Annotated in this window: 22 protein-coding genes and 1 pseudogene; 20 read left to right on the plus strand and 3 right to left on the minus strand. The window is 59.3% G+C overall.

The genetic code is table 11. The features are described 5' to 3' along the window. The first annotated feature begins 6 nt into the window (after positions 1-6). The 10 genes and pseudogenes from GZH91_RS08990 (at position 7) to GZH91_RS09035 (ending at position 11577) form a co-directional block, all read left to right on the plus strand. A complete protein-coding gene (locus GZH91_RS08990) occupies positions 7-2046 on the plus strand; it encodes an amylo-alpha-1,6-glucosidase (RefSeq protein WP_147074695.1) in 2040 nt (679 codons plus the stop codon). Positions 2047-2092: 46 nt separating this feature from the next. After that, positions 2093-2440, plus strand: a complete 348-nt coding sequence (locus GZH91_RS08995; RefSeq protein WP_147074696.1) for a hypothetical protein — start codon at positions 2093-2095, stop codon at positions 2438-2440. Between the two features lie 78 nt (positions 2441-2518). Further along, complete coding sequence (locus GZH91_RS09000) at positions 2519-3772, plus strand: TolC family protein (RefSeq protein ID WP_147074697.1); 1254 nt, start codon at positions 2519-2521, stop codon at positions 3770-3772. Next, positions 3769-5280, plus strand: coding sequence for an efflux RND transporter periplasmic adaptor subunit (locus GZH91_RS09005; protein WP_223264624.1), 1512 nt, complete (start codon positions 3769-3771; stop codon positions 5278-5280). Before GZH91_RS09000 ends, GZH91_RS09005 begins: the two co-directional genes overlap by 4 nt. Then, positions 5277-8405: an efflux RND transporter permease subunit gene (locus GZH91_RS09010; RefSeq protein ID WP_147074698.1), complete on the plus strand. Its 3129-nt coding sequence runs from the start codon at positions 5277-5279 to the stop codon at positions 8403-8405. Before GZH91_RS09005 ends, GZH91_RS09010 begins: the two co-directional genes overlap by 4 nt. 250 nt (positions 8406-8655) lie before the next feature. Next, positions 8656-8808 carry a hypothetical protein gene (locus GZH91_RS09015; protein ID WP_161984229.1) on the plus strand — a complete coding sequence of 51 codons (153 nt, stop codon included), beginning with the start codon at positions 8656-8658 and terminating at the stop codon, positions 8806-8808. Then, positions 8777-9286: pseudogene (locus tag GZH91_RS09020) on the plus strand (IS110 family RNA-guided transposase); the annotation flags it as partial. The gene GZH91_RS09015 and the pseudogene GZH91_RS09020, both read left to right, overlap by 32 nt. A 289-nt stretch (positions 9287-9575) precedes the next feature. Continuing rightward, on the plus strand, positions 9576-9836 hold the full coding sequence (locus GZH91_RS09025; RefSeq protein WP_161984230.1) for a copper-binding protein: 261 nt from the start codon (positions 9576-9578) through the stop codon (positions 9834-9836). A 457-nt stretch (positions 9837-10293) separates the two neighbouring features. After that, complete coding sequence (locus GZH91_RS09030; RefSeq protein ID WP_147073622.1) at positions 10294-10857, plus strand: hypothetical protein; 564 nt, start codon at positions 10294-10296, stop codon at positions 10855-10857. 81 nt (positions 10858-10938) lie between these two features. Then, entirely contained in the window at positions 10939-11577 is a 639-nt protein-coding gene (locus GZH91_RS09035) for a peroxiredoxin (protein ID WP_147073620.1), read from the plus strand. Between the two features lie 147 nt (positions 11578-11724). Here the strand turns inward: GZH91_RS09035 and GZH91_RS18270 are convergent, their stop codons facing one another. Further along, positions 11725-11856 (minus strand): hypothetical protein, encoded by a 132-nt coding sequence (locus GZH91_RS18270; RefSeq protein ID WP_262982465.1) that lies wholly within the window; start codon positions 11854-11856, stop codon positions 11725-11727. Between the two features lie 614 nt (positions 11857-12470). Between GZH91_RS18270 and GZH91_RS09040 the strand changes: the two genes are divergently transcribed. The 10 genes from GZH91_RS09040 to GZH91_RS09085 all read left to right on the plus strand — a co-directional run bounded on the left by GZH91_RS09040 (position 12471) and on the right by GZH91_RS09085 (position 21191). Beyond that, on the plus strand, positions 12471-12707 hold the full coding sequence (locus tag GZH91_RS09040; RefSeq protein ID WP_147073615.1) for a heavy-metal-associated domain-containing protein: 237 nt from the start codon (positions 12471-12473) through the stop codon (positions 12705-12707). 13 nt (positions 12708-12720) lie between these two features. Next, complete coding sequence (locus GZH91_RS09045; protein WP_147073613.1) at positions 12721-12942, plus strand: heavy-metal-associated domain-containing protein; 222 nt, start codon at positions 12721-12723, stop codon at positions 12940-12942. A 61-nt stretch (positions 12943-13003) separates the two neighbouring features. Then, the gene (locus GZH91_RS09050; RefSeq protein ID WP_147073611.1) at positions 13004-15463 is read left to right on the plus strand and encodes a heavy metal translocating P-type ATPase; all 2460 of its coding nucleotides are present in this window, start codon (positions 13004-13006) and stop codon (positions 15461-15463) included. A 3-nt stretch (positions 15464-15466) separates the two neighbouring features. Further along, positions 15467-15916: a cytochrome c biogenesis CcdA family protein gene (locus GZH91_RS09055; protein WP_147073609.1), complete on the plus strand. Its 450-nt coding sequence runs from the start codon at positions 15467-15469 to the stop codon at positions 15914-15916. 87 nt (positions 15917-16003) lie between these two features. Further along, positions 16004-16228, plus strand: a complete 225-nt coding sequence (locus tag GZH91_RS09060) for a hypothetical protein (protein ID WP_147073607.1) — start codon at positions 16004-16006, stop codon at positions 16226-16228. Between the two features lie 51 nt (positions 16229-16279). Then, complete coding sequence (locus GZH91_RS09065) at positions 16280-17074, plus strand: autotransporter outer membrane beta-barrel domain-containing protein (RefSeq protein WP_147073605.1); 795 nt, start codon at positions 16280-16282, stop codon at positions 17072-17074. A 127-nt stretch (positions 17075-17201) separates the two neighbouring features. Further along, positions 17202-18545, plus strand: a complete 1344-nt coding sequence (locus GZH91_RS09070; RefSeq protein WP_147073603.1) for an NAD(P)/FAD-dependent oxidoreductase — start codon at positions 17202-17204, stop codon at positions 18543-18545. Further along, a complete protein-coding gene (locus tag GZH91_RS09075) occupies positions 18545-19606 on the plus strand; it encodes a chorismate transformation enzyme, FkbO/Hyg5 family (RefSeq protein WP_147073601.1) in 1062 nt (353 codons plus the stop codon). The genes GZH91_RS09070 and GZH91_RS09075 overlap by 1 nt, the downstream gene beginning before the upstream one ends. A 2-nt stretch (positions 19607-19608) precedes the next feature. Beyond that, entirely contained in the window at positions 19609-20406 is a 798-nt protein-coding gene (locus GZH91_RS09080; RefSeq protein WP_147073599.1) for a lysophospholipid acyltransferase family protein, read from the plus strand. Positions 20407-20426: 20 nt separating this feature from the next. Continuing rightward, positions 20427-21191 (plus strand): glycosyltransferase family 2 protein, encoded by a 765-nt coding sequence (locus tag GZH91_RS09085; protein WP_147073597.1) that lies wholly within the window; start codon positions 20427-20429, stop codon positions 21189-21191. Here the strand turns inward: GZH91_RS09085 and GZH91_RS09090 are convergent. Together GZH91_RS09090 and GZH91_RS09095 are read right to left on the minus strand one after the other, a co-directional pair. Continuing rightward, positions 21150-22472, minus strand: a complete 1323-nt coding sequence (locus GZH91_RS09090) for a cation:proton antiporter (RefSeq protein WP_147073595.1) — start codon at positions 22470-22472, stop codon at positions 21150-21152. The genes GZH91_RS09085 and GZH91_RS09090 overlap by 42 nt on opposite strands. Positions 22473-22487: 15 nt before the next feature. Continuing rightward, positions 22488-23261: a class I SAM-dependent methyltransferase gene (locus GZH91_RS09095; RefSeq protein WP_147073593.1), complete on the minus strand. Its 774-nt coding sequence runs from the start codon at positions 23259-23261 to the stop codon at positions 22488-22490.

Below are 23261 nucleotides of genomic sequence, written 5' to 3' on the forward strand. Positions count from 1 at the left end.
TTCATCATGCACTGCGTGCTGCCCGATTTTATCCGTTTTGACGCGCAATCCTGCCGTGATCTTGCCCAGGCAGAGCGGCGCGAGTGGTGGCTGAGCAACGGGCTGGGCGGCTATGCGGCCGGCACCATCGCGGGCACCCTCACCCGGCGTTACCATGGTCTGCTGGTGGCACCCCTCCACCCGCCCTCAGGGCGCACGCTGGTATTTGCCAAGGCCGATGCCACGGTGATGCTGGGCAAGCAGTCCTGGCCATTGTTCAGCAACCGCTGGCTGGGGAATGTGCTGGAGCCGCAAGGATATCTGCAACTCACTTCGTTTTATCTCGACGGGCGTATGCCGGTATGGCGCTACGCCATCGCCGACCTGCAAATCGAGGCCAGAATCTGGATGGTGGCGGGTGAAAACACCACCTGCCTGGCCTGGCGGCTATTGTCTGCGCACGCTCAGTGCGACCAGCTGCGTCTGTGTGTGCGACTGATGGTGAATGCCCGCGACCATCATGGCCTGACCCGGCACAGCGTATTCAATCCGGCGCTTGACGTCAGCGGAGGGGATCTGAAAGTTCTGCTCGACAGCCATCACACGCTGCATTTTCGTACCCGCAGCGGAATTATCAAGCCGCAATACAGCTGGATCGAGAATTTTGCGTTGACGCAGGAAACTGAGCGCGGCTTGCCGGATCACGACGGGCATTTATGTGTAGGGCAGGTCACATTGCCGCTGCTGGTTGGCGAGTGGACGGGATTCGTCGCCTCGCTGGAAGCTGATGCGTCGCCTTATCTGACTGAAGCCATGCATGCTGAGCAAATACGCGCTACGCAACTGCTGCAGCGGGTCAAGGTGCAGTTGGGTGAATACGGCGCTGCACCGGACTGGATTGACCAGTTGCTGCTGGCTGCAGACAGTTTTTTGATCAAACGCCGGTTTGCCGATGATACCCATACTGACGCGGTCATCGCTGGTTACCCGTGGTTCGGCGAATGGGGACGCGACACCATGATTGCCTTGCCCGGACTGTGCCTGGCTACCGGGCGCTACGATACCGCGCGCCGCATTCTGGAGGGGTTTGCCAGATACGCGGCACAAGGCTTGCTGCCCAGTTTTTTTCCCGATGCAGGGGAAACGCTTGAATACAATACAGTGGATACCACGCTGTGGTACTTCGAAGCCTGGCGCGCTTACATCGAAGAGACCGACGACCGCTCCGCGCTCAAGCGCAACCTGCCCCTGCTGCGCGAGCTGCTGGGCTGGTACCTGCGTGGCACGCGTCATGGCATTGCCGTGGATCGTCACGATGGCCTGCTGCATGCGGGTGAGGCGGGTGTGCAATTGACCTGGATGGATGCATGCAGTGCCGGTGTGCCAGTAACGCCGCGTGCCGGCAAGCCTGTCGAGATCAACGCATTGTGGATCAACGCACTGGCCGTAATGGCCGATTTTTGTGATCTGGCCGGATGCAGCGACCGCTTCTACCGCGCCCGCCTGGCGCACGCACGGCAGGGGTTCAGGCGTTTTATAAAAGGCGATGGAACAGGTTTGTACGACGTGATTGATGGCATTGACGGTAACGATGCCACGCTGCGCCCCAACCAGATCATTGCGGTAAGCCTGGCGCACACTGCGTTGCCGCCATCCATCCAGGCTGAGGTGGTGGGCGTCGTGCAGCGCCAGCTCCTTACCCCGTTCGGCCTGCGCACACTGGCTCCCGGCCACCCGAATTATCACGGACACTACCGAGGCGGAGTGAGCGCATGTGACACGGCTTATCACCAAGGCACGGTATGGGCATGGCTGCTGGGGCATTATGCGCTGGCGGAATACCGCGTGAGCCTGGATGCGGAGCTGGCCCAGTCGCGGCTTGATGCCATACGCGGACACCTGTGCGAGGCTGGGCTGGGCAGCATCAGTGAAATTTTCGATGGCGATGCGCCGCATACTCCGCGCGGCGCGCCGGCGCAGGCCTGGTCAGTGGCGTGCGTGCTGGATGCCTGGTATCGCCTGGAACAGGTGAAACGGCGCAACCGGCATGAGTCACAGCACGCTTGATGCCAGGTATTTGCACTAACTGCAATGAAAGTTATATGATCCGGCCATGGATGTGATACGTCTGCTGCTGATTCTGCTTTTTAGCCTCGCGCTGCCGGTAAATGGCTACGCGGCGCTGGCGACCGTATCCCCCTATTGCCCCATGCAGCAAGACCAGGATATGACTTCGATGCCGGTCGCTCAGGCATGTTGTTGTCAGCACGGCGGCAGTGGGGACCCACACGGCAAACCGTGCAAATGCGACCCGATGTGCAAAACTGTCAATCCGTTCCAGGCAGTGGCCGCAAAATCCGTTTTCTTCCCTTTGCAGCAAGGGCAGCCCTTGCTGCAATCCACCATCCGCGTCATTTCCTGCGACGCATCCGGCGTCTGGCGTCCGCCGCGCCTGCTCTGATTCTCTGATCTGGTTTGCCCCCACCCAGCGTGAGGGGCATGTGCGCCCATGGCGCGCTCATCCTAGGAGTTTTGGAGCATGATTTCATTCCCGTTACCGACATGGCGGCAGAATGTACTGGCTATCGTCGTGGTGGCATTTGCTGCGCCCGCCGTAGCCGCACCCCTGAGTTTTGAAGAAGCCTTGCAACTGGCCGAGCGTAATGCACCTTCGCTGGCCATGGAGAACGCGCGGCTCGAAGCTGCCCGCCAGGCAGCCATTCCCGCCGGAGAATTACCCGACCCCAAGCTGGTGCTTGGCATCGACAACTTACCCATTTCGGGAACGGATCGCTTCAGTCTCACCCGTGATTTCATGACTATGCAGCGCATCGGGGTGAAGCAGGAAGTGCCCAATGCCGACAAGCGCCAGGCACGTGTAGATGTGGCGCAGAGCACCATAGCCCGGGTCGCGGCCGAGCGCCGCATCGAACGGCTCAAGGTGCGGCGCGAAACCGCACTGGCCTGGATCGCCCGCTACACGGTGGAACGCAAGCTGGCGTTATTCGATGCGCTGTATCGTGAAAACCGGCTGCTGGCGGAGGCGGTGCGTACCCGTATTACAGCGGGACGGGGTCTGGCAATGGACACCATACTGCCACGCCAGGAAGCAGCCGCACTGGCGGATCGCCACGACCAGCTGGCGCGCGAACGCAGCGATGCCGAGGCCGCCCTCAAGCGCTGGGTTGGCGCAGCCGGCGGCGAGCCGCTGGCAGGTGAGGCGCCGCTCTGGCCGATTACGCCGGAAACGCTCGAACACCAGCTGTATCAGCACCCTGAACTCACTGTTTTTAACTCGATGACGCGTCAGGCCGAAGCCGAAGTGCGCGAAGCCGAGTCCACGAAAAAACCCGACTGGGGTGTGGAACTCGCCTACCAGCGGCGTGGCCCGGACTTCAGCGACATGGCCTCCATCCAGTTCAGCTTTGACTTGCCGGTGTTTGCCGCGCGCCGCCAGGATCCGCAAATCGCCGCCAAACGTGCAGAACTGGTACGCATTGACGCCGAGCGCGAGACAACCCTGCGCGAACAAGCCCAGATACTGGCGACCGACCTGGCTGCATACCGGCAGCTCGACCGTGCCGTGCAGCGCCAGCACGCCAGCCTGTTGCCGTTGGCACAGGAGAAGGTCGAACTGGCGTTGGCCGCTTACCGTGCCGGCCAGGCCGATCTGGCGACGGTGATTGCCGCGCGCAGCGAATGGATCGATGCCCGCCTCAAGGCCATCGACCTTGAAGGCCAGCGTGCTCTGACCGCCGCGCGGCTCCACTATGCCTACGGGGAGAATAAATGATGAATGCAAAACACTTGAAACTGGCCGCGCTGATGCTGGCATTCTTGGCCGCAGGTACGGCGGCTGGCTACTGGTGGGCAAACCACGCGCAGACGGGTCCAGGCACGGCCACGACCGCTGTTCCGCAAGCCCCGGCCGGGCGTAAGGTGTTGTACTGGTACGACCCGATGGTGCCCCAGCAGCATTTCGACAAACCGGGTAAATCGCCCTTCATGGACATGGCGCTGGTGCCGAAATATGCCGATGAAGGCGGTGATGCTGCGTCGGTCAAAATCGATCCGAGGGTCATGCAAAATCTGGGCATGCGCACCGCCAGCGTGACCCGAGGTAGCTTGACACCCACCCTGGAAGCGACAGGTGTGCTCGCTTTCAACGAGCGCGACGTGTCCATCGTGCAGGCGCGCGCGGCGGGTTTTGTGGAGCGGGTATTCGCGCGAGCGCCTGGCGATAGGGTAACGGCGGGAAGCCCGCTGGTCGACTTGCTGGTGCCGGAATGGAGTGGTGCGCAGCAGGAGTTCCTGGCGCTGAAAAAAAGTGGTGAGACGGCACTGATAGACGCTGCACGGCAACGTATGCAACTGCTGGGTATGCCGTCCCGACTGATCCGGCAGGTGGAGCGCAGCGGCGTGCCGCATCCCGTGGTGACCGTGAGCTTCCCCATGGGGGGCGTTATCCGCGAACTCGATGTGCGCGCCGGCATGACCGTGACGAGCGGCCAGACCCTGGCCAAGGTGAATGGCCTGGGTACGGTCTGGCTCGACGTGGCCGTGCCCGAGGCGCTGGCCCAGCAGATCCGCATCGGACAAAGCGCGCAGGCGCGCCTGCCTGCGCTGCCGGGTGAAGTCATCCAGGGACGCGTGACGGATATTCTGCCGGAAGCCAACCTCGATACCCGCACCCTGAAAGTCCGCGTAGAGCTGCCCAACCGGCATGGTCGCCTGCGTCCGGGACTCACTGCCCAGGTGCGGCTGGCGGAGAGTAATGGCCAAAGTGTGCTGCTGGTACCCACCGAGGCGGTCATCCGTACCGGCAAGGGGGCCATGGTCATGGTAGCCGAGAGTGGCGGCCATTACCGGCCGGTAGAAGTGCAAACCGGTGCCGAGGCGGGCGATAAAACAGCGCTGCTGAGTGGCCTGAGTGAAGGCCAGAAGGTAGTCACCTCCGGCCAGTTCCTGATCGATTCGGATGCCAGCCTGCAAGGCATTTTTGCCGCTGCCGACGCCCCTAACACCAGCGCCGACCCAGGTACCAAGCCAGCACCGGCAAAGGCACCGGAAGCGCTGCATGAGGCAGAAGGCCGTATCGTCGGCATCGGCAAAGGCGAAGTCACCATCGCCCACGGTCCGTTCAGGACGCTGGGCATGCCCGGCATGACCATGCGCTTTCCATTGGCGCGTGCACAACTTGTCCAGGGCCTCAAGGTGGGCGACAAGGTGCGCGTTGGGGTGCGCGAAACCGATAGTGGCCTGATGGTCGAACGTCTCGAGAAAAATGGAGGCGCAAAATGATCCGGCGCATCATCGAATGGTCAGTCAACAACCGCTTCCTGGTGCTGCTGGCGACCCTGTTTGTCACGGCGTGGGGGATATGGTCGGTGTCGACCACGCCCATCGACGCACTGCCGGATCTGTCCGATGTGCAGGTGATCGTCCGCACGCCTTACCCGGGACAGGCGCCGCAGATCGTGGAAGATCAGGTGACGTATCCGCTGACGACCACCATGATGTCGGTACCCGGCGCAAAAACAGTACGTGGCTACTCTTTTTTCGGCGACTCGTACGTATATGTAATATTCAAGGACGGTACCGATCTTTACTGGGCGCGCTCGCGGGTACTCGAATATCTCAGTCAGTTACAGGGCAAGCTGCCGGCTGGCGCCAGGCCGGCGCTCGGTCCGGACGCGACCGGGGTGGGCTGGATCTACGAATATGCGCTGGTGGATCGTACCGGCCGGCATGATCTCGCTCAACTGCGCAGCCTGCAGGATTGGTTTCTCAAATACGAGCTGAAAAGTCTGCCCAACGTCGCCGAAGTCGCCACCATTGGCGGCATGGTCAAACAGTATCAGGTGGTGCTCGATCCGGTAAAACTGGCCAGCTTTGGCGTGACCCACCAGCAGGTCATCGAAGCGATCCGTAACGCGAATCAGGAAACCGGCGGTGGGGTGCTGGATATGTCAGAAACCGAATTCATGGTGCGGGCTTCCGGTTATCTGAAAACGCTGGATGACTTCCGCGCAATCCCGCTGAAAGTGGGGCAGGGCGGCGTGCCGGTCACCTTGGGCGAAGTAGCGCATGTCCAGATCGGACCGGAAATGCGGCGCGGCGTCGCCGAACTCGACGGGCAGGGCGAAGTCGTCGGCGGGGTGGTGATCTTGCGCTCCGGTAAAAACGCGCGCACCACGATCGCGGCAGTCAAGGCCAAGCTGGCAGAACTGAAAAAAAGCCTGCCGCCGGGTGTGGAGATTGTTCCCACCTATGACCGCAGCCAGCTCATTGACCGCGCAGTGGAGAATCTCAGCCACAAGCTGATCGAGGAATTCATCGTCGTCGCGCTGGTGTGCGTGGTGTTCCTCTGGCATCTGCGCTCCTCGCTGGTGGCAATCGTGTCGCTGCCGCTGGGGGTATTGATCGCCTTTATCGTCATGCGCCATCAGGGGATTAATGCCAACATCATGTCGCTGGGCGGGATTGCCATCGCCATCGGGGCCATGGTGGACGCTGCCGTGGTGATGATCGAGAACGCGCACAAGAAGATCGAGGCCTGGCAGCATGCGCATCAGGGTGAGACGCTACAGGGCGAAGCACACTGGCAGGTGATTACGGCGGCGGCTGTCGAAGTCGGCCCGGCACTGTTTTTCAGCCTGCTGGTCATTACCCTCTCGTTCATTCCGGTGTTCACGCTGGAGGCACAGGAGGGGCGGCTGTTCGGCCCGCTGGCCTTCACCAAGAGCTACGCCATGGCGGCTGCGGCCGGCCTGTCGGTCACGCTGGTACCCGTGTTGATGGGTTACTGGATTCGCGGCCGTATTCCCGACGAGCGCAGCAACCCGCTCAACCGCCTCCTCATCGGCTTCTATCAGCCATTGCTGGATGCCGTGTTGCGCCGCCCTAAAACCACCTTGCTGATTGCACTGCTGATTTTCTTCACCAGCGCCTGGCCGGTGAGCCGGCTGGGCGGCGAATTTTTGCCGGCCATGGACGAAGGCGACCTGCTGTATATGCCTTCTGCGCTACCCGGTTTGTCCGTGCAAAAAGCAACGCAACTATTGCAGCAGACCGACCGCATGATCAAGACCGTACCTGAAGTCGCGAGCGTCTTCGGCAAGGCGGGGCGAGCCGAAACCGCGACTGACCCGGCGCCGCTGGAAATGTTCGAAACGACCATCCAGTTCAAGCCACGCGATCAATGGCGTCCCGGCATGACACCTGCATTGCTGCTCAAGGAGCTTGATAAGGCGGTCAAGGTACCGGGTCTGACCAATTTATGGGTGCAACCCATCCGCAATCGCATCGACATGCTCGCCACCGGCATCAAAAGTCCGATCGGGGTGAAAGTCGCGGGCAGCGACCTGGACCAGATCGACCGGGTTACCCGGGCGATTGAACAGGTCGCCAAAACCGTGCCGGGGGTCAGTTCTGCGTTGGCGGAACGCCTCACCGGCGGCCGCTATATCAATGTCGACATTGACCGCAGCGCCGCTGCCCGCTATGGGCTAAATGTGAATGACGTGCAGTCGGTGGTGGCGAGTCTGATCGGCGGCGAAAATGTGGGCGAGACAGTGGAGGGGCTGGCACGCTTCCCCATCAACGTACGTTACGATCGCGCCTGGCGCAGTTCACCCGAGGCGCTGACGCGGCTACCCATACTCACGCCCAGCGGCGAGCAAATCACGCTTGGCACAGTAGCCAAAGTCAGCATCAGCGACGGTCCGCCCATGCTCAAGAGCGAAAATTCTCGTCCGACCGGTTGGGTATATATTGACGTGAATGGCCGCGACCTGGCTTCGACAGTGGCCGATCTGCGCCAGGCGGTGGCGCGCCAGGTCAAGCTGGAACCCGGCATGAGTGTGGCATATAGCGGCCAGTTCGAGTACCTGGAACGCGCCAACGCGCGCCTCAAGCTGGTGGTGCCGGCCACGCTGCTGATTATCTTTGTGCTGCTCTACTTCATCTTCAAGCGTTTTGATGAAGCCAGTCTCATCATGGTCACTTTGCCGTTTGCACTCACTGGTGGTCTGTGGTTTCTCTACCTGATGGGTTACAACCTGTCGGTGGCAACCGGGGTGGGCTTCATTGCGCTGGCCGGCGTATCCGCCGAATTCGGCGTGATTATGCTGCTCTACCTGAAGAACGCTTGGGATGCGCGCCGCGAATCAGCACAAGGAGACGATGCCGGGCTGCTTGATGCTATTCGCGAAGGCGCGGTATTACGGATACGTCCCAAGGCCATGACGGTGGCCGTCATCATTGCCGGTCTGTTGCCCATTCTTCTGGGGAGCGGTACGGGTAGCGAAGTGATGAGGCGTATCGCCGCGCCCATGCTGGGCGGAATGGTGACCGCGCCGCTGTTGTCGCTGTTCGTCATCCCTGCGGCGTACAGCCTTATGCGCCGTCGCCGCGGCAAGCCTTGATCCAGACGGGGATGCTCGTCCATGTTTGTCGCACCGGTGGTGCACCTCCAGTGGAAAGAAGGAAATTAGGGTATTAGGTTTTATCTGTGTCATTAACTCAAAAGGAGAATGGTATGGACGCTTGCCCCCGGCGACGGGCTACTGAGGTGGCGTGGGGTGGGGCGAAGGTGGATCCTCATGGGCCGACGGCATCTAAGTGCCAAATCGGGAGGAACATGAAGTTCTTCACAGGCAAACCCGAGGATCCATCATGAAGCATGGCGTAGTCGGCATTGATATTGCAAAACGGGTATTTCAACTGCATTGGGTTGATATTGAGACGGGAGAGATCGTGAGTTTGCAGCTCAAACGCGAGAAGTTTCTGGAGCATTTTGCCAGGCATCGTGATCGAAGCCCTGCGTGATCAGTGGCAGCGCATTACGGAGCTGGATATGCAAATCGCGGGAATTGAGCTCAAGCTTAAAAGCTGGTTAAAGGTGGACAAGGCGGCCCGCGCCATTGCTGACATTCCCGGTGTGGGCCTGTTGACCGCCACCGCTGCGGTGGCCACGATGGGCGATGCCAAAGCCTTCAAGTCAGGCCGTGAGTTTGCGGCTTGGGTGGGCTTGGTGCCTGGGCAAACCGGCACGGGCGGGAAGACGAGGCTACTGGGCATCAGCAAGCGTGGTGACACCTATTTGCGAACCCTGCTCATCCACGGCGCCCGCTCGGTATTGGTACACGCCAAGCAACCTGGGGCGTGGGTTGACGAATTAGGCAAGCGCAGGCCATCCAATGTGGTGGTGGTCGCGCTGGCCAACAAGATGGCGCGAATGATCTGGGCGATGCTGGCCCATGACCGGGCGTACCAGGGCGACTGGGTCAGCATCAGGCCAGCATAGGGCCATGCACTGGGCAGTCAAAGAATAACGAACACAGGAGTGAATGCTGAAAGGTTGCGATAGGTAATTGTGTGTGATGGCAAACAGGTCAGACCGTGGCTTGCTAAACCTGAATGATGAGCTGGACATCAATAGTCCGCCAGGAGAATGAGGGGCAAGTCAGCGAATTCCATCGGGGCCCGCAGGGAAATAGCCTGCAACAAGGCCGGATATAGAACTGCAGCCTTGTCTTGTTTACCAAAACACAGCAAAAACCCTTGGCAATCGGGAAGCGTCCATATAGATCATCATGAAAAAGCTGCATTTCATACTCGTTCCCGTTGTATTGGCCGCATTTTTCACTGTGCCAGCTAGTGGCGCCGATATGCCAAACATGGCTGGCATGAAGATGGAAACACCTACAACCGCAGTTGGCAAAGGGCATAAAGGCAAAGGCATTGTCAACAGCGTGGACCTGGCGATGCTAAAACCCGGACAGCATGTCGATTTCGAGCTGTCCGAGAAGGCCAAAGGGCAGTATCTTGTTACGAAGATCGCGCCTGCCAAATAACTGGCTATGACGCGAGGAAGCTGCAGGGAATGGTGGCTTTTCTCGTGCCGTTATCCAACAAAAGTTGCTCTGTTTCAGGGAGATTTCGCGCGCCAGGATGGCCAATCCGGTTCTGTCGCATTTGCCTGATGGCAAAAGCTGGGGTGGGGATCGGGTGCAAGCCTGGCGCAGCAGGCTTGATGACAAACGACAGCAACATGCTGCCCCCTTTCCCAGCGGATCCGGAACTTCGGAGAGAAGGCGTCAGTCTTAATAAGATTATTCCGGATCCTGGACAGCCCTGTGGACTCAAGGGTGCCGGTCATTGGACAGGTATTTGATTATGGCGCCAGTGCCGGGAACAACCAGGATTGAAACCAGTAAGCCGATCAGCCACATGACCACCATCATTGGGCCGGAGTTCATCATTTTGTTCACCTGGTGTGCTTTATTAACCTGACAATTTCGGGAGATTATTATGCGCCGTCGCTCATTTTTTGCTGCACTGTTTGGTTTCTTTGCAACTATTGCAGGTTATCGGTTCTGGCGTGGTGCCACCCCGGCTCTGGCCCAGGATAATGAGATGATGGGAGGAGGTATGATGGGGGGTGGGGGCATGGGAGAAATGATGTCGCCGGAAAACATGCGCGGGCCGATGCGTACCGGGATGGCGCTTTTCGAGCGGCATAAACTCATTCACCGCACAGTCACCGAACTGCCCAATGGGGTGTACGACGTAACCACCTCCACCGACCCCACCACAGCGGCACTCATCCAGAAGCATGTGGTGGAAATGTACGAAAGATTAGACCAGAACCGCCCATTCCCTTACCCCATGAGCAATAGCGTCCCGGAAATGTTCGCCAACCCTACACGCTATCAGCGCAAGTTTGAAATGCTGCCGCACGGGATAGCTGTGACAGAGACATCTTCTGACCCGGAGATGGTTGCCGTGATTCGCGCGCACGCCCAGGAACTCAACCGGTTCGCAAAAGAGGGCATGCCGGCGATGATGCGGGGAATGATGCAGAAGCTCAACTAGGGAAAGTTGATATGCCGGAAGACAGACGAAATACCTGGTTGAGTAAAAATTTCTTTTTACACTAAGTCCTAGGAGATAACCATGGCACTACGATTGGGCGATACTGCCCCTGATTTTACGCAGGAATCCAGCGAAGGCACGATAAATTTTTACGATTGGCTAGGCGATAGTTGGGGGGTCTTGTATTCTCATCCTGCCGATTTCACACCGGTATGCACAACCGAACTGGGCATGACCGCAAAATTAAAAGACGAATTTGAGAAACGTAACGTTAAAGTATTGGCAATCAGTGTAGACACGGTCGAATCGCATCGCGTGTGGATAGATGATATCAATGAAACTCAAAACACGCGGGTAAACTTCCCGATACTTGCGGACCCGGATCGCAAGGTTTCAATGCTCTACGACATGATTCATCCCAATGCAAATAATGCTTTAACAGTGCGTTCGGTTTTTATAATTGATCCCCAGAAAAAAATTCGCACGACCCTGACTTATCCGGCAAGTACCGGTCGCAACTTCACTGAAATATTACGAGTTATCGATTCTCTGCAACTCACCGACAATTACAGCGTGGCTACTCCGGCTAATTGGCAACAAGGTGATGAATGCGTTATCGTTCCTTCTTTAAAAGACCCGGCAGTTTTAAAAGAAAAATTTCCCAAAGGCTACCGCGAAGTTAAGCCGTATTTACGCATGACGCCGCAGCCAAACAAATAAACCTGGGGGATGGACATGTTGTTTGTGCCCACAGCTTTGCTTCGAAAACCCGCTTTAGCAAACCAAGCTATTAACCTAAATCTAAATCCGGCAGCTGACCTGTAGCGTGCGTGGGTAAAAGTGGGCTGGCAGGAAGCAAAGGGGCGGTCATTCCACTGCGGCGCGTATCGGGGTGCGGTATACCCGGCATTGACTGGCATGTTTCACCGCACGCCCGACTGCCGCGAGGAGGAGCGGACGACGGGTGATGGCGTCCGGTCGCGCCGGTGGGCAAGCCACGCCAACTCCACCCGTTGTAAATCAGCGCCACCGCACCGGCCGCAAGCCCGCAACGCTTGATGTCCTGGGTGGGGAAACCATCCCGGCCCCACGGGCCCTGCAGGCATCTAAGCCGTTTCCGAATCGGCACGATCCCGATATAACCGGACGATGGCCGAAATCTTCTGTGGCGCGCGCATCCAGATTGCCCGGACCGGAATTTTTTAGCCACGGCTTGACATTGGGGTTAACTCCAGGGTTTATAGTGATTGCAATGACCTGGAGAACATCCTGTCGCAGGCGCTCAGCGAGCTCATCACGGTTTGCGATGACGAGACCAGGCCGCTGGTGGAATGCCCGATCCTCGCGGTTGGAGCTGGGGGTGATGTCGTCACCCGCGATCGCGATAGACGGCAAGCTGGCGTTTTCGTCGCTGCCCAGCCCGGATAAATTGTGGACTGAACCTGGCAAGCGGCGGGTATGAACACGATTGATCAGGCTTTGCACCATTGCCACGCATACCTTGTTTGCGGTACGCGCCGGTCACGATTCGGTAAAGCAGCGATGGCTGGCGCGGGTTCAGCTTACGCTGTCACGGACATAGTTACTGGTTTATATAACCCAGGGAGCCGAGCATGGACCGCATGATCGAATTTTTGGTTGCCGACCAGAGAATTCACTGCAGCGGTTGTGAGACCTGGATTGCTGCCGGGCTGCAGCAGCTGCCGGGCGTTCTCGATGTTCGCGCCAGCGCCGAGACCCGGCACGCCCTCGTATCGTTGGGTGGTGCGGGGACGATCGGCGCAGGAGAGATCGGTGAAAAACGGGAAAAGCTCGGCTATGAAGAGAACTCGGCTATGAAGAGAAGATGACAGGAGATGCCGCATGAATACCGCCACATTCAAGATCGAAGGCATGCACTGCGATGGGTGCGCGTCGAACATCCAGGCGCTATTGGGAAAAAGCGCCGGAGTGCAAAAAGCGGCCGTGTCTTTCAGGGAAGGCCAAGCCCGGGTGCTGTATGAGGCTAAAAGCATTACCGAAGATGAGCTCGCGGCCGTCATCGAAAAAGCCGGCTATCGCGTCGTGCAACGCAGCTCTGTGTGAGCCTGCTGGCACGATGCGCATGAGCTGACATTGCAACCGCTCGCGTTAAGAGGAACTCATCATGAGTACCGCAACGACGATTGAATCGACGCCACGCTACTGGAACGAAGAACCTTCGAACCGGCCTGATCGGGTCCGCATTCGCGCCCGCATCGGCGGTCTGCATTGCTCGCTCTGCACCGGCACGATCGAGAAGGCGTTGGGCCGTCAGCCCGGCGTCGATAAAGTCGCCGTGAGTCTGACACACGAGCAGGCGCTCATCGAGTACGATCCGAAGGTGGCGCGGCCCGAGGAGCTGTTCCGGACACTGCGCGACATCGGCTACACCGTTTCGGATCCGCGCAAGGTGCGGCCCTTCGAGGAGGAAGAGCGCGATCTCGTGCGCGAAGGCCGGCGCTTCCTGGCCGCGACGGCCTTCAGCCTGATCGCGATCGCTCTGATCGCTCATCCGACAGGGATCGCAGCAATTGCGCTGCCCACGGTCGTTGTGGCGAGTCTGCTCGCATTCGTCTTCCTCGTGCTGCGTGCGCGTGGGCTCGGAACTGCGGTCGGCGGCACCATTGCCCTGGCGGCGATCGCGCTTGCCCTGGTGCCGCTCAAAGAACAAGCATGGTTCGAAGCAGCGACGCCGTGGATAGCCGGGGTGATGGCTCTCATTCTCGTGTTCGGTGTCGGGAATCACATTTTGAGGATGGCTTTCCAGGCCTTGCGTCGCGGTATCCTGAACCAGCACGTGCTGCTCGAGATCGGTGCCTTCGCCGGCATCGTCGGCGGGCTGATGGGTTTCGTCCTCGACTTGCCCGGCTACCCGACTGCACCGTTTTTCGCTGTTACGGTGATGGTAACCACGTATCACATCTTCTCCGAGTGGTTATCGCTGATCGTCAAGACGCGGAGTTCCCAGGCGGTGAAGCGCCTCCTGGACCTCCAGCCGGAGACCGCTCGTGTCGTGCGCGGCAATCAGGAGCTTGAGCTGCCGATTGAGGACGTACGGGTAGGTGACCTCGTTCGCATCCGCCCGGGCGAGCGTGTGCCTGTTGACGGCCAGGTCGTGAGCGGCCATTCCGCGGTGGATCAGTCCTTTGTGACCGGCGAGGCCATTCCCGTCGAAAAGTCGGAAGGAGATGCCGTCGTCGGCGGCTCGATCAACGGCACCGGAACATTGCTCGTGAAGGTCACTGCAATCGGCGAAGGCAGCTTCCTGAACAAGGTCATTCGAGAGGTCGAAGACGCGCGTGCATTGAAGCCCGGGCTTTTGCACCTAGTCGACCGCGTACTGCGTGTCTACACGCCGGCCGTGCTGATCATTTCGGCCCTCGCTTTCGGGGGTTGGCTGATCGGATCGTGGCTTGTGACGGGTGAAATGAATATCGCGCGTGCGATCTTTGCAGGTTTAAGCGTTCTTGTCATGGGCTACCCATGCGCTGTCGGCATCTCGGCGCCACTTTCGATCGTGCGCGGAGCCGGCGAGGCGGCTGAGCAGGGCATTCTGATGCGCACCGGCGAAGCGTTTCAAGCTTATCGCCTGGTCAGCACCATCGTTCTGGACAAGACGGGCACCTTGACAGAAGGGCGCCCGAAGGTTCGCGAGATCGATGTCTTCGACGGAACCGAAGAGGAACTCCTCGCGCTTGCCGCTGCGGCCGAAGCGTCGTCCGAGCACCCGCTCGCGCAAGCGGTGGTCGATGCAGCTTTCCAGCGCGGCGCTGTTCCGCCGGATGTGCAGTCTTTCGAAGCCATACCCGGAAAAGGTGTTGTGGCTCGCACCGACAAGGGTGAAGTCCTCGTGGGCAGCCCCGCGTTTCTGGCGGGCCGGGGCACCGACATTTCTCACGCTGAGGAGCGTATCCGCCGCCTGGAAAATGCGGGGCGCACGGTGATCGCGGTCGGCCGGGACGGACGCGCGCTCGGCATTCTCGCGCTCGGTGATACGCTCCGCGCTGACGCCGTCCACGCTATTGCAACGCTACGGAAGAGTGGACTCAAAACTGTGCTCCTCACCGGCGACAACGAGCGCGCCGCGCGCCGCGTCGCTCAGGAGGTCGGCCTCGATGAGGTTCATGCCGGTGTGCTGCCGGATGGCAAGGCCGATATTGTACGAAAACTGCAGACGAACGGGCGTCGGGTTGCAATGGTGGGCGATGGCATCAACGACGCGCCCGCGCTCATGCAGGCCGACGTGGGGATCGCGATGGGCGGTGGCACCGATATCGCCATCGAGTCGGCCGATATCATCATCCTGTCGAATCGCCTCGACACTCTGAACATTGCGCGCGATATCAGCCGCCGCAGCTATCGCAAGATGCTGCAGAACATCACACTGGCGTTTCTCTTCAACGGTGTCGGCATTCCGGTCGCTGTGACAGGCCTGCTTTATCCAGTATGGGCGATGGCTGCGATGGCGGTCAGCGTCACCGTGATTTTCTTCAATTCGCTGTGGGGTCGGCCGACGCTATTCATCGACGCTATTTTGAGTGTGGGGCGGCCGGTCGGCCGGGCGGCGGAATCTGCCTCACCGTGAAGGGTGACCGCCGGATTTATCCGATGCACTCCGCAAAGGATTTCAAAATTCCGAGGACCAAGAGCATGGCCGAAGCCTCTCCTGCACACGCGAAGCGCAATCACCATCATCTTCCGCGCCAAACGCGCCACCAGCGGCTGGGGAGCGTTCGCGCTGGGGATTCCGTTTTCGGTGGCGATCTGTCCGTTTTGCACGCCCGCGCTCGTCATCCTGCTGGGCGTGGCGACCGGCATCGGTTCCCCGCTGTTTGGCGCCACCTTGCTGCTGGCTTTTGCGCTGGGGCGCGCCGTGCCCATCATCCTCGGCGCCTGGGCGATCGGCTGGCTGGAAAGCCTGAAATCCCTCAGGCATTCACAACGGATATTTGAAATCATCGGGGCGCTGCTGCTTATTTTGTCGGGCCTGTACATGCTCAATGCCTATTTTTATGTCATTCCGGCGCTGGCGGCATAGCGCACGGCCGCGGACGCATGAGGATTCCTGATGGGCAGCTGGCTGAAGCAGCCAAGGCACAGCGATGTTTAGATACCATGCTCGACCATGCTGCCGTTGCGTGAATTGCAGGCGCGTCGGCAAGATCATGTAATCCATCTCAGCGTGCCTGGTGATGCCGCTTTTCGTCTGCTGCAACTATTTGCGCAAGGGTACTGTCTTGACTATGCTGTCATGCAAATTCCGCAACAGGAATTTGCCTCTGCATTGCAGACGGCTTTTGCGCTGGGCAGCTTATCCGCGTATTCAAGCGGCGATATCGGGAAATCCTGATTGTTCGTTCTGGGCCCATGAGCGAGGCGCTCTTAATCCACGGAGAATTTCATGAGCTTTAAAAAAACAGCGCTGCCCATCCTGGCCTGTCTGATTTCGACAACAGCTTGTGCAGACATACTGGATATCAATGCTGCCAACAACCAGATAGGTGCACAGATTCAGTCCCGGCATGTCGATTACACCGAAACAGCAAACGGGTCGATTTTAGACACGGAAAGCGGCCACGTTACCGGGTATGGCCTGTCCGCGTCGGTAATGAAAGACCTATGGCTTGGGCATGACTACCTCGATGCGCAGTACAGCAGATTCAGTGGTCAGACGGACTATATCGGTGCCCCTTTTGGCGGCGGTAAATATGGTTCCTTAACCGGTAAATCGGGTGCGGAGATCGCCGATTTCAGCCTGCGTTACGGAAAGGGGTTCGCCATCCATGACCAGTTCATGGTTACGCCCTATGCCGAATTTGGATACCACAGATGGGATCGCGATGTGGGGTACACGGAGCATTACACCCACAGATACTATGGTATTGGCGCGTTGGGGCAATACTCGCCAGCAGGCAAACTGGTGGTGTCTGCAAATGCCATGATCGGACATACCTATGCATCCAAAATTAACGTGGTGGCGCCATTTGGATTCTCGGCCGGGCTGGGAAACTCTGTCATGTATAGGGCGGGAATCTCGCTTGATTATGCGTTTACAAAAAACGTCCACGCCAACGCGGGTATTGATTATACCAGCTGGGAATATGGCGCGAGCGCAGTGCAGCCTTCCGGGTATTATGAACCGGATAGCCGCACCAAAGGCACAACGATCAAGGCAGGAATGGGTTACGCGTTCTAGGCAGGAAAACATCGGTGATGCGGGAACGATTGCTGCCGGTCAGCAAGACATACCGGGTATAAAATCATTTTGCAGTGATGGCGATGCGATACAATCCGGGGAGATGAATAACAAGCCAGGTTAAACCATGAACACTCCCCCCGCAGCATCCGCCGCCTGTACGTCGGACTGCGATGTGCTGGTAATCGGCGGTGGCCCGGCAGGTTCTACAGCCGCTGCGCTGCTGGCCGAGCGCGGCCATCGCGTGACCCTGCTTGAAAAAGCCCACCATCCGCGTTTTCACATCGGCGAATCATTGCTCCCCGCCAATTTGCCGCTGCTGGAAAAGCTGGGCGTGGCTGACGCGGTGAAGGCCATCGGCATGGAAAAATGGGGCGCGGAATTTGTCTCGCCCTGGCATGATCACAAACAGGCGTTCGAATTTGCCGATGCCATGGACAAATCCATGCCCATGGCCTACCAGGTGCGCCGCGCCGAGTTTGACGAAATCCTGATTCGCAACGCCAGCCGCAAAAATGCCCGTGTGGTGGAGGGCTGCCAGGTACAGGACGTCAATTTCCTGCCCGGCAATGGCGGCGCGCGGGTGCAGGCACGCCACCAGGACGGCAGCGTCGAAACGGTGCATGCGCGGTTTGTGCTGGACGCCTCGGGCCGCGATACCTTTCTCGGCAACCGCCTCAAAGCCAAGCAGCGCAACAGGAAACACAACAGTACCGCGATCTACGCTCACTTTTCAGGTGCCGAGCGCAACCCGGGCAAGGCTGAAGGCAACATTACCATTTTCTGGTTTGATCATGGCTGGTTCTGGCTGATTCCATTGGTCGACGGCACGACCAGCGTCGGTGCGGTGACCTGGCCGTATTACCTGAAAACCCGCAACAAAAAATCGCTCGAGCAGTTTTTGCAGGAAACCATCGCGCTGTGCGCGCCGCTGAGCGAGCGGCTGCAGCACGCGCAACTGACTTCGCCGGTTGAAGCCACTGGCAATTTTTCCTATGTGTGTGACCATACCCACGGCAGCAATTATCTGCTGCTGGGCGATGCCTACACCTTTATTGACCCGGTGTTTTCTTCCGGCGTGATGCTGGCCATGCACAGCGCCTTTGCTGGGGCCGATACTGTGGATACCTGCCTGCGTCATCCGCAGCAGGCGGCCGCTGCATTGAAAAAATTCGACCGCACGATGCGGATTGGCCCGCAGGCGTTTTCCTGGTTTATTTATCGGGTGACCAATCCCACCATGCGCAATATGTTCATGGAGCCGCGCAACATTTTTCGCGTAAAAGAGGCGCTGCTATCGGTGCTGGCCGGCGACGTGTTTGGCAAAACCCCGATTCAGGGCCCGCTGCTGCTCTTCAAGGGACTGTATTACGCGGCGTCCTTGCTCAATTTCAGGCGCACATTGCAGGCATGGCGGATACGCAAACACAATATCCGGGCGCTGGATGAAACTGGCGCAGCGGTGAACTGATGCGCGACACGGTATCACCCCTGCATGGCGCAAACCTGTCCATTGCAGCGTTTTTGAAACAACCGGCGCAGTGGAAAAACAGCGTGCTGGGCGCGCTCTGTTTTTCCGCGGATGCTGTCGAGAGCCGGATGCAAGCTGACATGGAGGTGCCCTGCATGCATGTGCCCATGCAGCGACTGGATGCCGGCGCTTCCATCTGCGAAGTCTGGCGCGGCAGCGCTCAGCTGACGCAGGGTCGGTGTGGCGCGATCCATTATCGCCATGACGATGATGTGCTGTTCGGCGTGATTGTATTGCCTGAAACAATGTTTGCCGCCGGCGCTGGCAAAACGCCGTTGCAACAGGCCACCGAATCGGCCTATCGCCAGGTGTTTGCGCTGCTCGACACGCTGCGCTACCCGTATCTGTTCCGCTTCTGGAATTACATCGCTGACATCAACACCCACAGCTTCGGGCTGGAACGCTATCGCCAGTTCAACCTGGGACGGCAGGATGCCTTCCTGGCTCACGGACGCGAAGTGATGGGGAATGTCCCAGCCGCGTGTGCGCTGGGTTCGGCTCAGGGGCCGTTGACCATTGCCTTTCTGGCCGGACGCGTGGCGCCGCTGAGCATTGAAAATCCACGCCAGATCAGCGCTTACCAATATCCTCAGCAATATGGTCCGCGCAGCCCGACATTCTCGCGTGCCAGCCTGGTGCGCCTGGGGCAGGCCGAGGTGTTGTTTGTATCCGGCACCGCCAGCATTGTCGGCCATGCAACCCTGCACCCCGCCGATGTCGTCGCACAAACCCGCGAAACCATGGCCAATATCGAGGCCGTGCTGGCGCAGGCAAACCGTCGGGCGAGCCAGTCCAGGTTCGCTCTGGCCAGCCTGTATTACAAGGTATATGTGCGCCACTGCGCCGATCTGGCGCAGATTCGTACCGAGCTTGAGCGCATCGTGGGTAGCGTACCCAATGCAATCTACCTGCAGGCTGATGTATGTCGCCAGGATCTGCTGCTGGAAATTGAGGCCACTGCCGGGCATACGTTTGTGTTCATGTCCGGCAACCGGGACTGATCATGCGCGCCGCAATGCGTGTGTTGCTGAATGGCTACGATTCCCTGGTGCTGTATCTCGGCCTGGTCTGGCTGGGGGTGCTGTGCCTGGCATGGACGCCGCTAGCGATCATTGTCTACCCGTTACTGCCTGCGCGCTGCGGGCAGGCGCTGGGGCGTTACGTCATCATGGCGGGGTTTCGCTTGTATCTTGCCAGTCTTGGCATGTCGCGCCGGTGCAGCTTTGACCTGGAGGCGCTGGATGCCCTGCGCGATGAACCGTCGCTGATTATTGCGCCCAATCATCCGTGCCTGCTGGACGCGGTGATGGTGATTTCACGCTTGCCGAATGTCGCCTGCGTGCTTAAAGCCGATCTGATGAACAATCTTTTTCTCGGTGCAGGCGCACGGCTGGCGCGCTACATCCGCAATGAACCGGTGCGGCGCATGGTGCAGCTGGCAATGCGGGATTTTGACTGCGGCAGCCATCTGTTGCTGTTCCCGGAAGGTACCCGCACCACCTCGTGTCCGGTCAATCCGTTCAAGGGCAGTATCGGCCTGATCGCGCATCATGCACAGGTGCCGGTGCAGACGGTACTGATAGAAACCGATTCAAAGTATCTGAGCAAGGGCTGGCCGCTGTTCCGCAAACCGCCCATGCCGATCCACTACCGGGTGCGCCTGGGACGGCGCTTTGATCCACCGCAGCATAGCCAGCGCTTCATGGCTGAACTGGAACATTACTTTGCGCATGAGCTGGTACAAGGCTCGGCGTTTTACCCGACCAGTTCCCTGCGCACGCAGGCTGACCGTAAGCTCTAACTCACTATTTACTCGCCGTCATGATTGCTGCCTCGACCACGCATCTCGTCCTCATTCCCAGTTATAACCCTGGCGCCAAAGTCTATGAAACCGTGCGCGCGGCACGCCAATACTGGAGTCCGGTGTGGGTGGTGGTGGATGGCAGCAACGACGGCAGCGCCGAGGGTTTGCAGGCGATGGCGGCAGAAGATGATGGCCTGCGCGTGATGATCTTGCCGCGCAACCAGGGCAAGGGCGCGGCGGTGCTGCACGGCCTGGAGCAGGCGGCAGCGGCGGGTTTCAGCCACGTATTGACCATGGACTCGGACGGCCAGCATCCGGCCGAGCGTATTCCGGCATTCATGGCGGCATCCATGCGCCAGCCGGCGGCAATGATATTGGGGATGCCGGTATTCGATGCCAGTGCGCCAGGCCTGCGCGTGCAAGGGCGGCGCGTATCGAACTTGTGGGCCAATCTGGAAACGCTGTGGTCAGGCATTGGCGATTCGCTGTTCGGATTTCGCGTGTATCCGGTTGAACCATTGCGGCAGGTGATGCGCCATCAGCCGTGGATGCGCCACTTCGACTTCGATCCCGAGGCGGTGGTGCGCCTGTGCTGGCGCGGGGTTAGGCCGGTCAATCTGCCCGCCCCGGTGCGCTACTACCGCGCGGAGGAGGGCGGCGTGTCACATTTCCGCTACCTGCGCGACAACGCATTGTTGGCCTGGATGCACACGCGCCTGTTTCTAGGCTTCGTGCTGCGCTTACCCGTGTTGCTCATGCGCCGTGCGCTCGGCCGCATTTGAACGCGATGGCACCGGGATGCCGATGCGCGGAAGCCACACGCGCAACAATGGGCTGGTAATCACGGTACTGAAAATCGCCATGATCACCAGTATGGTGAACATCTGCTGCGAGATTACCCTGAGGTCGTAGCCGACGTTAATCACGATCAATTCCATCAGCGCGCGGGTGTTCATCATGATGCCCATGACTTTGCCTTCCTGGTGATTCATCCCCGCTACACGTGCCGCCACGTAGGCGCCGCCGTACTTGCCCAGTGTGGCGAGGAAGACAATGAGCACGCACCAGCCCCAGGCCGCTGCACTGTCGAGGCTGCCGATATTGGTACGCAGGCCGGTATAGGTAAAAAAGATCGGCAGGAAAAATACCATTACAAACGGGCTGATGCGCGCTTTCCAGGTGCGCACAAAAGCGTGCTCGTCATGCAGCAACACGCCCATCATGAAACCGCCGAAGATGGCGAAAATGCCGAGCTGGTAAGTGGTCATTGCGGACAGGAAAATGGCCGCCAGCACGATGCCGAGCAGGTTGTGCGAGAGCGCGCCCGAGCGCGCATCGCAGTGATGCAGGATGCGCTTCATTACCGGGCGCACGCCAAACCAGCTGAGCAGGAAAAATCCCAGTACCAGTACCACTTTGAGGGCAAAGCTGGCGGCATCGAAATCGGACAGCGTGAGTGTGGTGATGAGCGCCAGCAGCAGCCAGCCGATGACGTCGTTGATCGCCGCCGCGCTGATGGCGATAACGCCAATCGGCGTGCGCGTCATGTCGAATTCCATCATGATGCGACCGAGTATCGGCAGTGCCGTGATCGAGAAAGCGGTCGCTACAAATAGCGCAGACCCCAACGCATGTGCGCCGGGGGACAGTACTGGCGCGCTGATCTGGCCGACAGCAAAACCCAGCGCAAACGGCACAACCAGGCTGGCCCCCGCGACCCACATCACTGCAGTGCGGTTGCGGCGCTCGTCCAGATGCGCGAAGTCGAATTCCAGGCCGATCTGAAACATCAGCAGCACCAGACCGATTTGCGACAGCATCTGCATCGGCTCGGGGGCGCCGGAGTGGAATACATACTGAAATACGTCGGGTGCAAGCAGCCCGAACAGCGAAGGTCCGAGCAGAATGCCGATCACAATTTCACCGACCACTGCTGATTGCCCGATACTCAATGCTATCCCGCCGCCGATGCGTGCGGCGAGCACGATCACGGTCAGTTGCAGCAGGGTAAAGAACAATAGTGCTTCGGTTTTATGGGCGGCGATGTGAACGGCTGTAGTCATGGGTTTTGTGAGCAATCAGCCAGGCTGGACGCGATCGGCCTTGATCGCTTGATATTCGGAAAACACGCCGACTTCCAGATGGCGCCTAACCTGGGTCAGCCCTGCCGCGCTTAGTGTGGCCACAACTTGTTCGGGGGGGACGCAGGCTTCGATGCTATCCCAGTAATAGCGCCAGATCGTCGCGGTATCCTTTTGCCTGGAAACGAATCGCGCCAGCAGCGGAATCACGCCGCGCATGTAGCTTTTGAGCAGCCATTGCCCGAAACGGCTTTGCGCCTGAGTGATTTCGAGTATGCATAGACGGCCACCGGGCTTCAGTACCCGTTCAAACTCCGCAAATGCTATGCCCAGATCGCTGATATGGCGCAGTGCATAGCCCATGCTCAGAAAATCAAAATGATTGTCGGGAAAAGGCAGGGATTCGGCCCGGCCTTCCATCAACGCCATGGTCTTGGGCAGCTTGCTGGCAGCCAGCATGCCTGGGCTGGGATCGACGCCAGTGACCAGGGCCGGGTCGCCGGTCAGGATGCTGGCCTGCGCTGCGACCAGACCGGTGCCCACGCCGATGTCCAGTACCTTCATGCCCGTTTTCAAACCACCGCGAATCAGCGCCTGGCGCCGGTAGCGGGAACCGGAACCCCACGCCAGCATCGACTCGATACGGTCGTAATCCGCTGCGGTATTGTCAAAAATCTGGCGTAAATAGGCTTGCCGGTCCTGCTCGGTCTGGTAGTAATCGGTCAGCGGGATGTGCGGTGCATGCACCGGGGCGGGTCGGGGGGTATTCAT

This window comes from Sulfuriferula plumbiphila, assembly GCF_009938015.1.
Taxonomy (GTDB): domain Bacteria; phylum Pseudomonadota; class Gammaproteobacteria; order Burkholderiales; family Sulfuriferulaceae; genus Sulfuriferula; species Sulfuriferula plumbiphila.

Excerpts from the sequence above, each read along its gene's own strand:
- GZH91_RS08990 (WP_147074695.1), top strand. The coding sequence starts at position 7 with ATGCACTGCGTGCTGCCCGATTTTATCCGTTTTGACGCGCAATCCTGC.
- GZH91_RS08995 (WP_147074696.1), top strand. The coding sequence starts at position 2,093 with ATGGATGTGATACGTCTGCTGCTGATTCTGCTTTTTAGCCTCGCGCTG.
- GZH91_RS09000 (WP_147074697.1), top strand. The coding sequence starts at position 2,519 with ATGATTTCATTCCCGTTACCGACATGGCGGCAGAATGTACTGGCTATC.
- GZH91_RS09005 (WP_223264624.1), top strand. The coding sequence starts at position 3,769 with ATGATGAATGCAAAACACTTGAAACTGGCCGCGCTGATGCTGGCATTC.
- GZH91_RS09010 (WP_147074698.1), top strand. The coding sequence starts at position 5,277 with ATGATCCGGCGCATCATCGAATGGTCAGTCAACAACCGCTTCCTGGTG.
- GZH91_RS09015 (WP_161984229.1), top strand. The coding sequence starts at position 8,656 with ATGAAGCATGGCGTAGTCGGCATTGATATTGCAAAACGGGTATTTCAA.
- GZH91_RS09025 (WP_161984230.1), top strand. The coding sequence starts at position 9,576 with ATGAAAAAGCTGCATTTCATACTCGTTCCCGTTGTATTGGCCGCATTT.
- GZH91_RS09030 (WP_147073622.1), top strand. The coding sequence starts at position 10,294 with ATGCGCCGTCGCTCATTTTTTGCTGCACTGTTTGGTTTCTTTGCAACT.
- GZH91_RS09035 (WP_147073620.1), top strand. The coding sequence starts at position 10,939 with ATGGCACTACGATTGGGCGATACTGCCCCTGATTTTACGCAGGAATCC.
- GZH91_RS09040 (WP_147073615.1), top strand. The coding sequence starts at position 12,471 with ATGGACCGCATGATCGAATTTTTGGTTGCCGACCAGAGAATTCACTGC.
- GZH91_RS09045 (WP_147073613.1), top strand. The coding sequence starts at position 12,721 with ATGAATACCGCCACATTCAAGATCGAAGGCATGCACTGCGATGGGTGC.
- GZH91_RS09050 (WP_147073611.1), top strand. The coding sequence starts at position 13,004 with ATGAGTACCGCAACGACGATTGAATCGACGCCACGCTACTGGAACGAA.
- GZH91_RS09060 (WP_147073607.1), top strand. The coding sequence starts at position 16,004 with ATGCTGCCGTTGCGTGAATTGCAGGCGCGTCGGCAAGATCATGTAATC.
- GZH91_RS09065 (WP_147073605.1), top strand. The coding sequence starts at position 16,280 with ATGAGCTTTAAAAAAACAGCGCTGCCCATCCTGGCCTGTCTGATTTCG.
- GZH91_RS09070 (WP_147073603.1), top strand. The coding sequence starts at position 17,202 with ATGAACACTCCCCCCGCAGCATCCGCCGCCTGTACGTCGGACTGCGAT.
- GZH91_RS09075 (WP_147073601.1), top strand. The coding sequence starts at position 18,545 with ATGCGCGACACGGTATCACCCCTGCATGGCGCAAACCTGTCCATTGCA.
- GZH91_RS09080 (WP_147073599.1), top strand. The coding sequence starts at position 19,609 with ATGCGCGCCGCAATGCGTGTGTTGCTGAATGGCTACGATTCCCTGGTG.
- GZH91_RS09085 (WP_147073597.1), top strand. The coding sequence starts at position 20,427 with ATGATTGCTGCCTCGACCACGCATCTCGTCCTCATTCCCAGTTATAAC.
- GZH91_RS09090 (WP_147073595.1), bottom strand. The coding sequence starts at position 22,472 with ATGACTACAGCCGTTCACATCGCCGCCCATAAAACCGAAGCACTATTG.
- GZH91_RS09095 (WP_147073593.1), bottom strand. The coding sequence starts at position 23,261 with ATGAATACCCCCCGACCCGCCCCGGTGCATGCACCGCACATCCCGCTG.